General features: G+C 67.7%; 12 protein-coding genes. 7 read left to right on the top strand and 5 right to left on the bottom strand.

Annotated features, from left to right (window positions below; genetic code table 11):
* Positions 1-22: 22 nt before the first annotated feature.
* Together Q0916_RS02400 and Q0916_RS02395 are read right to left on the bottom strand one after the other, a co-directional pair.
* Positions 23-1,057, bottom strand: coding sequence for a phosphate signaling complex PhoU family protein (locus Q0916_RS02400; protein ID WP_299233857.1), 1,035 nt, complete (start codon positions 1,055-1,057; stop codon positions 23-25).
* A 178-nt stretch (positions 1,058-1,235) separates the two neighbouring features.
* The gene (locus Q0916_RS02395) at positions 1,236-2,285 is read right to left on the bottom strand and encodes an NAD(P)/FAD-dependent oxidoreductase (protein WP_349254495.1); all 1,050 of its coding nucleotides are present in this window, start codon (positions 2,283-2,285) and stop codon (positions 1,236-1,238) included.
* 216 nt (positions 2,286-2,501) lie between these two features.
* Here Q0916_RS02395 and Q0916_RS02390 point away from each other — a divergent pair, with 216 nt between their 5' ends.
* The 5 genes from Q0916_RS02390 (at position 2,502) to Q0916_RS02370 (ending at position 7,572) form a co-directional block, all read left to right on the top strand.
* Positions 2,502-3,134, top strand: a complete 633-nt coding sequence (locus Q0916_RS02390) for a DUF7110 family protein (protein WP_299233851.1) — start codon at positions 2,502-2,504, stop codon at positions 3,132-3,134.
* Positions 3,135-3,305: 171 nt separating this feature from the next.
* Positions 3,306-3,890 (top strand): biotin transporter BioY, encoded by a 585-nt coding sequence (locus tag Q0916_RS02385; RefSeq protein WP_299233848.1) that lies wholly within the window; start codon positions 3,306-3,308, stop codon positions 3,888-3,890.
* Between the two features lie 7 nt (positions 3,891-3,897).
* Complete coding sequence (locus tag Q0916_RS02380; protein WP_299233845.1) at positions 3,898-4,596, top strand: energy-coupling factor ABC transporter ATP-binding protein; 699 nt, start codon at positions 3,898-3,900, stop codon at positions 4,594-4,596.
* Positions 4,590-5,306 carry an energy-coupling factor transporter transmembrane component T family protein gene (locus tag Q0916_RS02375; protein WP_299233843.1) on the top strand — a complete coding sequence of 239 codons (717 nt, stop codon included), beginning with the start codon at positions 4,590-4,592 and terminating at the stop codon, positions 5,304-5,306. Before Q0916_RS02380 ends, Q0916_RS02375 begins: the two co-directional genes overlap by 7 nt.
* A gap of 67 nt (positions 5,307-5,373) precedes the next feature.
* The gene (locus Q0916_RS02370) at positions 5,374-7,572 is read left to right on the top strand and encodes a (Fe-S)-binding protein (protein WP_299233842.1); all 2,199 of its coding nucleotides are present in this window, start codon (positions 5,374-5,376) and stop codon (positions 7,570-7,572) included.
* Between the two features lie 13 nt (positions 7,573-7,585).
* Here the strand turns inward: Q0916_RS02370 and Q0916_RS02365 are convergent, their stop codons facing one another.
* Complete coding sequence (locus Q0916_RS02365; RefSeq protein ID WP_299233840.1) at positions 7,586-8,017, bottom strand: PaaI family thioesterase; 432 nt, start codon at positions 8,015-8,017, stop codon at positions 7,586-7,588.
* 164 nt (positions 8,018-8,181) lie between these two features.
* On the opposite strand from Q0916_RS02365, the gene Q0916_RS02360 reads away from it, so the two are divergent.
* Entirely contained in the window at positions 8,182-8,685 is a 504-nt protein-coding gene (locus tag Q0916_RS02360; protein WP_299233838.1) for an amino acid-binding protein, read from the top strand.
* Positions 8,686-8,716: 31 nt separating this feature from the next.
* Here the strand turns inward: Q0916_RS02360 and Q0916_RS02355 are convergent, their stop codons facing one another.
* Entirely contained in the window at positions 8,717-9,421 is a 705-nt protein-coding gene (locus Q0916_RS02355) for a DUF5828 family protein (protein WP_349254494.1), read from the bottom strand.
* A gap of 127 nt (positions 9,422-9,548) precedes the next feature.
* Between Q0916_RS02355 and upp the strand changes: the two genes are divergently transcribed.
* On the top strand, positions 9,549-10,220 hold the full coding sequence (gene upp / locus Q0916_RS02350; protein WP_299233836.1) for a uracil phosphoribosyltransferase: 672 nt from the start codon (positions 9,549-9,551) through the stop codon (positions 10,218-10,220).
* A 136-nt stretch (positions 10,221-10,356) separates the two neighbouring features.
* Here upp and Q0916_RS02345 read toward each other — a convergent pair whose 3' ends face one another.
* A complete protein-coding gene (locus Q0916_RS02345) occupies positions 10,357-10,980 on the bottom strand; it encodes an IMPACT family protein (protein ID WP_299233834.1) in 624 nt (207 codons plus the stop codon).
* Positions 10,981-11,003: the final 23 nt, after the last annotated feature.

The following is an 11,003-nucleotide window of genomic DNA, read 5'->3' as shown; positions in this document are numbered from 1 at the left end:
CGGGCGCTCTCGGCGCCGGGGCTCAGCTGATCGTCACGTGGTTGCTGTCCTCGTTGAGCGCGAGGTTCGTCGCGATCTCGGCGTTCCGGACCGCGTACTGCGCGGTCTGGCCGAGGCTGACGAGGACCTCCCGGACGCGGAGCACGTCCTCGTTGGCCATCTCCTCGAGGTCGTTGAGGATCTCCGTCTCGCGGTTCCCGATGTCGGCGAACCTGTTTCGCGTCTCGATCGCGAGATCGTAGTCCCTCGCGACCGCGGCCCGGACGCCGAGTTCGGTGATCTCGTTGACGCTGTCGGTGAACTCCCGGATCCGACGCATCGTCGCGTCGTCGACGTTGAGCGTGTGGCCCTCCGTTTCGAGGACGATCTCGGCGATGTCCTCGGCGTTGTCGGCGGTGAGTTCGAGGTTCTTCGCGATCGAGCGGTAGCCGATGAGCGGAAACCCCGAGTCCAGCCCGACGGCGCGGGCCAGGTTGGGGTTCTGGTAGGCGGTGAATATCAGCCGCAACAGGAGGACGAAGATCTTGTTCGCCTGCCGCTCGCGGTTCAACGCCCGCTGTGCGAGGTCCGGGTTGCCGTGGGCGAGCGCCTTGATGCCCTCGTTTCGCATCGTCGAGCCCGTCGACTCGAGGCGTTCGAGGAGGTTATCGAGCGTGAAGTCCTCCGGGTCCACCGAACACCTGATCGCGATCCGCTCGGGCGTCTCCTCGATGACGCCGAGGCCCATCAGCTGCGTTTCGGCGTTATAAACGGCGTTGATCTGGGCGGAATCGAGCGTGCCGCCCGCCTCGACCTCAACGTGGATGATCCGCCGGCCGAGGACGTACTGCGCGACGATCGCGCGCTCGACGGAGTCCGCATCGAGGCTCTGCGCGTGAATGACCGCCTCGCTCTCCTCCTTTTGGACCGACTCGGGCATGACCGTCAGCGTCCCCTTGCTGCCCATCCGCAACGACACCTCGTCGCCCTTCTCGACGCTTTGATCGCTCGCCCACTCCGCGGGCAGCGTCATCGCCAGCGTCGAGGGGCCGAGCCGTTGTACCTTGCGTGTCTCCATACCGATGGGGTCGCGTCCAATGACCTTAATGTTCACTATACGTATGGGAATCGAACGATAAAACATAATACGGTTCCAGCGCGCCGGCAGCGCGGACGCCGCCCTCGGCGGCATCCGGCGACGGCAAAACGGAACGCGAACCTCTACTCGGTTACTGCCCGGATCGGAGACGAGCGTCTCAGTCGTCGCTCGCCGCCGACCGCTCGGTTCGGGGGCCGCCGGGGTGGCCCTCGTGGGTGACGGCGTGTCGCAACAGCCCCTCGGAGATCCCCGGCACGTCGGCCTCGGTGACCGGGCCCTGCTGTTCGATCTCCTCGACGGATCGCGGGAACGCCCGCAGGTCGTAGTGGTTGCCGATCCCGCAGCGCGCGCCCTCGCCCATCGCGGTCGGGATCTGGTTGTGCCCCGGCGTGACGTCGCCGACGGCGTAGACTCCGTCGACGCTCGTGCGGCCGTGGTCGTCGACCGCGATGGTGCCGTCGTCGTTGAGTTCGACGCCGAGCGACTCCGCGAGGTCCGTGTTGTACTCCGCGCCGTACATCGGGAACCCGCCGCGGTACTCCCGGACCGTCCCGTCCTCGAACTCGAAGGCCGACAGCCAGCCGTCGTCGTCCTTCTGCATGCCGGCGATGTCCTCGTGGACGACGTCGATCGGGTGGTTCTCGAGCATCTCGGCCGTCTCCTCGGACCACTCGGGCTCGTCGCCCCGTGTCAGGAGGTCGACATCGGGGGTGAAGTTCAGCATGATCATCGCCACGTGGGCCGCCGAGTCGCCGACGCCCATCACGTAGACCGGCTCGTCGACGAACATGTAGGCGTCGCAGTGCAGACACCAGTGTAACCCCATCCCCGTGCGCGGCAGCGGCGGCTCCGGACGCTTGTCCGAAAAGCCCGTTGCGAGCACGAGGTGTTCGGTCGTCACCTCGGTGTTGCCGGCCGTCACGCGATATCCCTCCTCCGTCGGCTCGATGTCCGTAACGAGATCCTGCATGTAGTCCGCCCCGTACTCCTTGACCTGCTCGGTCGCGGTCCGGAGGAACTCGTTGCCCGAGACGTCCTCCGTGACGCCGATCACGTTGTGCGTGTCGAGCATCATCGCCGCGCGGCCGCCGCCGCGGTTGATGACCGCCGTCTCGTGTCCGAGACGGGTCGCGTACAGCGCCGCGGTCAACCCCGCCGGACCGCCGCCGACGACCGTCACCTCGTAGTTGTCTGTCATCGTGCATATATACTGGATCAAGCGGCTTAACTTCACGGCCGCTTGTGTCGCCCCGATACGAAACCGACGGGCGCCACTCGGCGCGGTTCGGCTCCGATCCGACCGACGGCGACACTGTGCGAAGCGTTGCCACGGCGAAGGGCAGGTGATATATGTGATGAACTCGTATATAGCGATGAACCACTCGCGTCAGCGGCGCACGCCACGCTGTGGGTCAGGGATACTATGACCAGTCGCGTATACAGACTCCACTCAACGCTGGAACTGCAACTCAAAGACGTACACGAGTTCTTCGACGAGTACGATCTCCCAGTCGAGATCGACGACGTCGACGTAACGAGACGGAACAACACGCTCATCGTCAGCGCCGTCGCCGCCGAGAACAACATCTCGAAGTACACGCCGACGGCGCAACTGAAGGCGAGCATCACCGAGAACCGCCTGTACGAGACAGAGGACGGCTGGCAGGAGACGCCGCCGGAAAACCAAGAGAGCGGCGCGTCGGTCGGCGACGACGACGGCCCCCAGTGGGGGAACTTCAGCGATGGCGGCCAGGTCCAAGAGGAGATGGAGGTGAACTCCAAACTCGTCGAGTACGCCTGTTTCAAAGGCGACCGCGAGACGGTGTTGCAGAACACGGCGCTGCAGTACCCGATGTTCGAGGTCCTCTGTGCCCTCGCGAAGTACGCCGAGAAGGGCACGCTCACGGCGATCGCGGCCGTCGACGACGACCTCGAGGCCGTCCGGATCGTCGACGGCGAGGAGCGCGCAGCGAGCGTCGAGGTCATCGATGACCCCCGCGAACGCGACGCCGAGAACACCGTGAACTGGCGCGACAACAAGTTCATCAACGACTGACCGACGGCTGACGACCGACTGTCGATCCCCCGCGATCCCGCTTGCGCCCGCGACCCGGCGGACAGCCGCAGTTGCCCGTTTTCAACCGCTTCCACCCGCCTGTAGCCCGCTGCCCGGCCGTCCGATCCGTCAACCGACACAGTAAATACGGTTGACGGAGACCACCCTGCAATGAGCAACACGACCACGTCCGAGGTCGACCTCGTCGGCGACGAAACGACACTCAACATCGCCCGCGCGGCGCTGTTCGCGGCGCTCATGGGCGCGTTCGCGTACGTCTCGTTCCCGTTTCCGGTCTCGCCCGTTCCGGTGACGCTGCAGGTCCTCGGCGTCTTTTTGGCCGGGCTCTTCGTCGGGCCCGTCTGGGGGGCGGCGGCGATGGTGCTGTACCTGCTCGCCGGCGCGCTCGGCGCGCCCGTCTTCTCCGGCGGCAGCGCCGGAATTGGCGTCCTGCTCGGCCCGACCGGCGGGTACCTCCTCTCGTACCCGATCGCCGCCTTCGCCGTCGGCGCGGTCGCACACGGCGGGTTCGAACTCCGCTCGCTCTCGGAGGCCTCCGTCGTCCGGCTCGTCGCCGGCATGGCCCTCGGGACGGTCGCGATATACGCGATCGGCGTCGGGTTCCTTTGGTGGAACACCGACACGACGGTTCGGACGGCGATCGTCACCGGGGCCCTCGTGTTCGTCCCCGCCGAGGCGGCGAAGATGGCCGCGGCGATCGGGATCGTCCGCAGCGACGCCATCCGCGCCGAGTGACCGCCGGATGATAACCGTCCGGGACCTCGTCCACCGCCGCGGTGACACGGTCGCGCTCGAGGGGGTCTCTCTGCGGATCGACGACGGCGAGTTCCTCGTCGTCGCCGGCGCGAACGGCTCCGGCAAAACGACGCTCGTCCGGCATCTCAACGGGCTGCTCGACCCCGACGAGGGGTCGGTGTCCGTCGACGGCACCCCCGTCTCGGAGGACCCCGTCGCGGCCCGAACCGCCGTCGGCATGGTGTTTCAGAACCCCCGCGACGGCTTCGTCGCCGCGACGGTCGGCGCCGACGTCGCGTTCGGCCCCGAGAACCTCGGTCTCGACCGCGAGGCGATCGACCGCCGGGTGACGGCCGCGCTTGAGGCGGTCGGCATGGACGGCCACCGCGACCGCCGGATCGACCGCCTCTCCGGCGGCCAGCAGGCCCGGGTCGCGATCGCCGGCGCGCTGGCGATGGAGCCGGCACACCTCGTCTTGGACGAGCCCTTCGGCGGTCTCGACCACCCGGCGCGTCAGGCCGTCCTCGGCCGCCTCGACGCGCTGTCGGCCGAGGGCACCGGGATCGTGATCGTCACGCACGACCTCCGGGGGCTGTTCGATCGGGCCGACCGGATCGTGGCGCTCTCGGAGGGTCGAATCGAACTCGACGCGGCGCCCGAACGGGCCCGTCCCCGTCTCGAGGCTCTCGGCGTTCGGCCGTGTTGAGCTACGAGCCGGGCGGCTCCGTCGCCCACCGACTCGACCCGCGGAGCAAGCTCCTCGTGCAGTGCGGCTTTGCGGCCGCGGCGTTCGCCTACACGACGCCGCGGGGGCTCTCGGCGCTGACCGGGCTCGCGCTCTGTCTGCTCGCCGCCGCCCGGACCGCCCCCCACCGGGCGCTGTGGGAGTTCCGGTTCGTCTTTCCGTTCTTGCTCGCCGTCCCGCTTCTCGATGGGCTCGCGCTCACCCGCGGGGTGTGGTTCGTCGCCGCGGACGCCGTCCCGGCCGCGCTCGCGAGCTACCGCGTCGTCCTCGTTGCGTTGGTCGCGGCGGCGTACGTCCGGACGACGCCGGTCCGGGACTCCCGTGCGGCCGTCCAGTGGGCCGTTCCGGGCCGGACCGGCCAGTTTCTGGGCATGGGCGTGGCCTTCGTCTTCCGGTTTCTGCCGGTCCTCCGGGCCGACGTCGGTCGGATCCGCGACGGTTACCGGGCGCGACTCGGGACCGAACGCCCCGTCTCCGAGCGGATCAGGACCCTCGCCGTCGCGTCGTTCAACCGGGCGTTCGACCGGGCCGACCGGTTCGCGTTGGCGCTGCGGGCCCGCTGTTTCTGCTGGAACCCAACGCTGCCGGATCTCGGCTTTTCGCGGCTCGACGCCCCGGGGATCGCCCTCGGGGCGCTTTTGTTCGCCGTTGCGGCCTACGCCGTCGTCTGAGGCCCCGCCGGTGCGCCCGGCGGCGGTGTGACAAAGCTTAAACGGATACGAGCCCGCCCATTAAAATATGGTTTCGGTGGTCCCGCTGCAGGCGACTGAGGACGCTACGCGGAAGACGTTCTGGCTCATCTCCAACTACGAGAAGATCCTGTTTTACTTCCTCGCGACGGTGACCGTCTTCGTGTTCGCCTACGGGACCTACAATCGGTTCGCGCGCTACGGCGACGGCAAAGCCGACTGGTTCGACCGCCTCGATGACCTCCCCGGGCGGGTCTCCTCGGCGGCGAAGATCGTCGCCTCGAACGAGAAGCAGTTCAACCGCGACCTCGTCGCCGGCCTGATGCACGCGTTCATCCTCTGGGGGTTCCTGACGCTTCTCATCGCGACGACGATCCTCTTTATCGACGAGTGGTACCGCGTCCTCACCATCGCCGCCGGCGACCGGCAGTCGTTTTGGGTCGGCGATTTCTATCTCTCCTATCAGCTGGTGACGGACGCCCTCGGGCTGCTGTTCGTGATCGGCCTCGCCGTTGCGATCTGGCGGCGCTACGTCGTCCGCGCCGAGCGCCTCTGGGGCAAACACACCAACTGGGAGGACGCCTTCCTCGTGTGGTCGCTTCTGTTGCTCGGTGTCGGCGGATTCCTCCTCGAGGGGCTTCGCATCCTCGGGACGGGCGACGCCATCGTCACCGTCGAGCCGGTGAGCTTCGTCGGCACGGCGACCGCGCTCGGACTCGCCGGGATCGGCATGAACGCCTCGACGGCCGCGGCCGTCTACCCGCTCGCGTGGTGGTCACACTCCGTTCTCGCCTTCCTGTTCATCGCGGCGATCCCGTACGCGAAGCCGTTCCACATGATCTCCTCGTTCGCGAACGTCGTCACCAGAGACGACAAAGCCGGCGTGCGACTCCCCGGGGTCCCGTCGGATCTCGACGCGACGAACGCCGAGTCCATCGACGATTTCACCTGGAAGGAACTCCTCGATCAGGACGCCTGCACGAAGTGCGGCCGCTGTTCGTCGGTCTGTCCGGCCAAGGCCTCGGGACGACCGCTCGACCCCCGCGACGTGATCCTCGATCTCAAACAGTACCGCCAGTCGCTGGAACGCGAGGGCGGCGAGACGAAGCCGATCGTCGCCGACGGCGGGGTCATCGACACGAAGACGATGGAGTCCTGCATGTCGTGTATGGCCTGCATGGACGCCTGTCCGGTCGAGATCGAACACCTCAAGAGCTTCACGCGGCTGAACCGCCAACTCACCGACCAGGGCGACGTCCAATCGAGCATGCAGGACGTCTTCCAGAACGTGATGACGAAAGGCAACACGTTCGGCGACTCGCCCGAGGCCCGCGGCGACTGGACCGAGGATCTCGCGTTCGACGTCGCCGACGCCCGCGAAACCGACGTCGAGTACCTCTGGTACGTCGGCGACTACCCGAGCTACGACGACCGCAACAAGAAGGTCGCCCGCTCGCTTGCGACGCTTTTCGAGCACGCCGACGCCGAGGTCGGGATCCTCTACGACGACGAGGTCTACGACGGAAACGACATCCGGCGCGTCGGCGAGGAGTTCCTCTACGTCGAGCAGGCCGGGACGCTCATCGACTCCTTCGAGGACTGCAGCTTCGAGAAGATCGTCTGTACGGACCCCCACTCGTACAACACGTTCAAAAACGAGTACCCCGAGGTCGACTTCGCGGAGTTCGCCGACGACCCGATGATGGAGTTCGAGATCGACGGGTTCTGGAACGACGGCGACGGCGCCGACGTGTACCACTGGACGCAGGCCGTCGAGGAACTCGTCGAGGACGACGCCTTAGGGCTTCAGGGCACCGAACTCGAGTACACCGTCACGTACCACGACCCCTGTCACCTCGGCCGGTACAACGACGAGTACGAAGCGCCACGCGAGTTGGTCCGCGCGACCGGCTGTTCGCTCCACGAGATGCCGCGCAACCGGGCCAACAGCTTCTGTTGTGGCGGCGGCGGCGGCGGGCTCTGGATGGAGGTCGACGAGGAGGAAAAGCCGAGCGAGGAGCGACTCCGGGAGGCCCTCGAGGACACCGACGCGGGCGACGGCATCGAGAAGTTCGTCGTCGCCTGCCCGATGTGCATGACGATGTACGAGGACGGCCGCAAGACCGGCGGGTTCGAGGACGACATCGAGATCGTCGACGTCGCCGAGTTGCTCGTCGAGGCCGTCGAGACGAACGGGGCGACGCCGACCGCGGGATCGGACCCCGACGCCGCGCCGGCCGACGACTGAGACCGCCCGCTCGCTACGCCGGGCCGCCGCCGTCCGTCCAGGCCGACTCGCCGTCGGGGCCACCGGATTTGTACACGCCGCGGGCGGTCGCGATCTCCTCGCCGTCGCCGTCGGTGATCTCGACGACGACGCTCGCAACGCTGTTGCCGTTCCGGACGACGTTCGCCTCCGCCCGGAGCACGCCGCCGGTCGCCGGCGCCAGGTAGTCGATCCGCATATCGATCGTCGGCGTGACGTTGCCGTTCACCGAGATGGCCGCCGCCCCGCCAACGGTGTCGGCGAGCGCGTACGTCACGCCGCCGTGGGCGATCAGCCGATCCGGGGCCGACGAGTGCTCCGGCGACAGTTCGAGTTCCCCGACCGCCCGCCCGTCGCCGGCGCTCAGTAGTTCGATGCCCAACAGGTCGTTGAACGGCATTCGGTCGAACGCCTCCGCGATGTCCATACGGACGCTCAACGACCGCCAGATAAAAACCTGATCGCTTCCGCCCGCTTCCGACCCTCCACCTCCGCCTCCGTCTCCCCGGTCGCCCCCCGCCGGGCGGACCGCCCGGCACCGACGCCACCGGGGTCGTAACTGACAACACGAGCGCCGCCGACTGTGCGATCATGTTCGACGAGATCATGCGGAAATTCGAGGACAGCCCGAGCCAGCAGGCGGTGATCCGGCTGTTGCTCGAACGGGGGTTTTCGGTCAACGACGAGGGCCGCGTCGTCTCCGGCGGTATCGAGATCCCGGACACGGGGATCGCCCGCGAGATCGGCGTCGACCGGCGCGTCGTCGACGCGACGACCGACGCCATCCTGGCCGACGACGAGCTCCGACGCATCTTCCAGAACATCTCCGCGATCCCGTCGCTCATGGACCTCGCGCCGGTGTTGGACCTGACCGTCCTGACCGTCCACCCGATCGACGCCGACCGCCCCGGCATCGTCGCGTCGGTCACCGGCTGTATCGCCGAGGCCGGGATCTCGATCCGCCAGACGATAAGCGAGGACCCGGAGTTCACCGACGAGCCGAAACTCTACATCGTCACCGACGAGCGACTCGACGGATCGCTCATCAACGACATCCGGACGCTCTCGTCCGTCCGGAAGATAGAACTCGAGTGACGCGTTGGCGGGCCCGCCCCGACGCCGCCGTTCAGGTCCGCTTCGGATCGGAGTTCCCGTCGGTGTCCTCGGACTCCGGCAGGGAGTGGCCCTCGACGGCCTCCGCGACGTCGGTGTCCTTGGGCGTATCGACGTGCCACCGCTCGAGTGCGTTCTCGTAGTCGGCGAGCTTGTTCGAAACGCGGATCTTGAGGTCGTCGTCGTTGACGTTTATCTCGAAGACGTACTCCCCAGCGTCCGCGTCGGCGCGGTTGAGGTTCGCGCTGATGAGGTCGTTGTCGAAGTAGTACGGCGACATCTGCGTCATCACGTTCTGGTACACGCTCCCCTCGACCTTCCGCAGCGCCTTTCTCGTCGCCGAGTCGGCCGCCCGCGCGACGTAGTTCGCCGACTCCCGCCACTCGCTGACCGCCTCGCTCGGCGCCTCCAGGCGGCCGTAGGACTCGCTCAGCTTCTTGCCAGCGGTCCTGAGGTCCTCGTCCGGGGTCTTTCCGGCCTTCTCGCCTTCCCCCTCGTTGACGCTCGCCTTCTCGGCGGTCTTTTGACTGACGTCCTCTTGGAGCCGCTCGTCGGCCTTCGGCCGCCACTCGTCCCACTCCTCGAGGTCGTCTGTGTCGACGCGCTCGCCGTCGTCGGCGAGGTCTTTCAACCCCCGCGTGATCCGTTCGCCGTGCTCGACGATCTCGGCCCAGCTTCCTCGGAGTTTGAACCCGGAGACGCTTTCCTCAACGTCCATCAGACCCCTGTATGCGAGCGGCCGTCTTATATTGCCCGTTACCGCCTCGCGGCTCGAAACGTGCGATCGGCGCGGGCGAGCGCCGGGATCGGCGGGGTTTAAGCCGGACGCGTCCGGGGTGTCCCGTATGCCAATCGAGGACCGCGGGGACGCACACGTCATCACCCACGCGCTGGCGAAACACACCCTCTCGGAGATCCGATCCGCCGACACCGACCAGGTCGCGTTCCGGAACGGCCTCGTCGATCTCGGCCGGCTCTGCGGCTTCGAGATCATCGACGGGATGATGGACACCGAGTACGTCTCGATCACGACGCCGCTGTCGGGGACGACCGGCGAGGTGGTCAAGGGGCTCGACGACGTCGTCATCGTGAACGTCCTCCGGGCGGCGACGCCGTTTGTCGAGGGGCTCGTCAAGGCGTTCCCGAAGGCCAGACAGGGCGTCATCTCGGCCGGCCGCGACGAGGCCGCCGGGATGGGCGAAGACGGGACGTTCCCGATCACCGTCGACTACGTCAAACTCCCCGATATCGACGACGACGACACGGTCATTGTCGCGGACCCGATGTTGGCGACGGGGAGTACGATGATCGCGGTCCTCGAGGAGGTGTTCGGCGTGGGCCGCCCGGAGCGGCTCATCATGCTCTCGGCGGTGAGCGCGCCGCCGGGGATCCTACGCGTCAACGAGGAGTTCCCGAGCGTCGATCTCCTGACCGTCAGCGTCGACGAGCGCCTCGACGAGGACGGCTACATCGTCCCCGGCGTCGGGGACGCCGGCGACCGCGCGTTCGGGACGTGACCGCGGCCGCCCGCGACGCTCGGGGCGGACACAGGAGGCTCCGACTCCGGGAGCGCACCCCTCTGTTTCGGCTGGATCCCGCCGCCTTCCTCGGGTTCGTCTCCTGTCGAAGCGTCAGACGCGCGACCGACGGGGCTCAGAACTCGATCCGGTCGCTCGTCGCGCTCCGGAGGCGATCGCAAAGCGCCTCGGCCTCGGCGAGCGGCACCGAAACGTCGAACGCGACGCGCTCGCCGTACTCGGCGTCGAAGGCGACCCCCTCGCTCTCGAGGATCCCGCGGACCGTCCCCGAGTCGTCGTATCCGACGACGGCGCGGAACCGTTCCTGCGGCCGCCGCTCGCGTGTCCCCGCGGAATCGAGGGCCGCCTTCGCCGCGTGTGAGTACGCCCGGACCAGCCCGCCGACCCCGAGTTCCGTGCCGCCGAAGTACCGCGTCACGACGACACAGACGTTCTCGAGGCCTCGGCCCGACAGCACCGACAGCACCGGCTTTCCGGCGCTTCCGGACGGCTCGCCGTCGTCCGAGGCGTACTCGCGGAACGGATCGGCGCGGACGCGGTAGGCCGGAACGTTGTGCGTCGCGTCGGCGTGTTCGGCCGCAACCGATTCGATGAACGCCTCGGCGTCCTCGGTCGACCCGACGGCCGCCGCGTGGCCGATGAACTCCGAGCCACGGACCTCGAACGCCGCACTCGCGCGCCCGGCAACCGTCAGGTACGGTTCGGGTTCAGGTTCGTGCTCGGCGTTCGGCCCCGACACGGACTTGCTTCGTGATCGCTCGT

The organism is Natronomonas sp. (assembly GCF_028274965.1).
GTDB lineage: Archaea > Halobacteriota > Halobacteria > Halobacteriales > Haloarculaceae > Natronomonas.
Note: the sequence above shows the minus strand (reverse complement) of the source record. Positions and strands in the feature narration are given on the sequence as shown.

Coding starts and splice junctions, on each gene's coding strand:
- Q0916_RS02400 (WP_299233857.1), bottom strand. CDS start 1,057: ATGGAGACACGCAAGGTACAACGGCTCGGCCCCTCGACGCTGGCGATG.
- Q0916_RS02380 (WP_299233845.1), top strand. CDS start 3,898: ATGATAACCGTCCGGGACCTCGTCCACCGCCGCGGTGACACGGTCGCG.
- Q0916_RS02355 (WP_349254494.1), bottom strand. CDS start 9,421: ATGGACGTTGAGGAAAGCGTCTCCGGGTTCAAACTCCGAGGAAGCTGG.
- Q0916_RS02385 (WP_299233848.1), top strand. CDS start 3,306: ATGAGCAACACGACCACGTCCGAGGTCGACCTCGTCGGCGACGAAACG.
- upp (WP_299233836.1), top strand. CDS start 9,549: ATGCCAATCGAGGACCGCGGGGACGCACACGTCATCACCCACGCGCTG.
- Q0916_RS02365 (WP_299233840.1), bottom strand. CDS start 8,017: ATGGACATCGCGGAGGCGTTCGACCGAATGCCGTTCAACGACCTGTTG.
- Q0916_RS02360 (WP_299233838.1), top strand. CDS start 8,182: ATGTTCGACGAGATCATGCGGAAATTCGAGGACAGCCCGAGCCAGCAG.
- Q0916_RS02390 (WP_299233851.1), top strand. CDS start 2,502: ATGACCAGTCGCGTATACAGACTCCACTCAACGCTGGAACTGCAACTC.
- Q0916_RS02370 (WP_299233842.1), top strand. CDS start 5,374: ATGGTTTCGGTGGTCCCGCTGCAGGCGACTGAGGACGCTACGCGGAAG.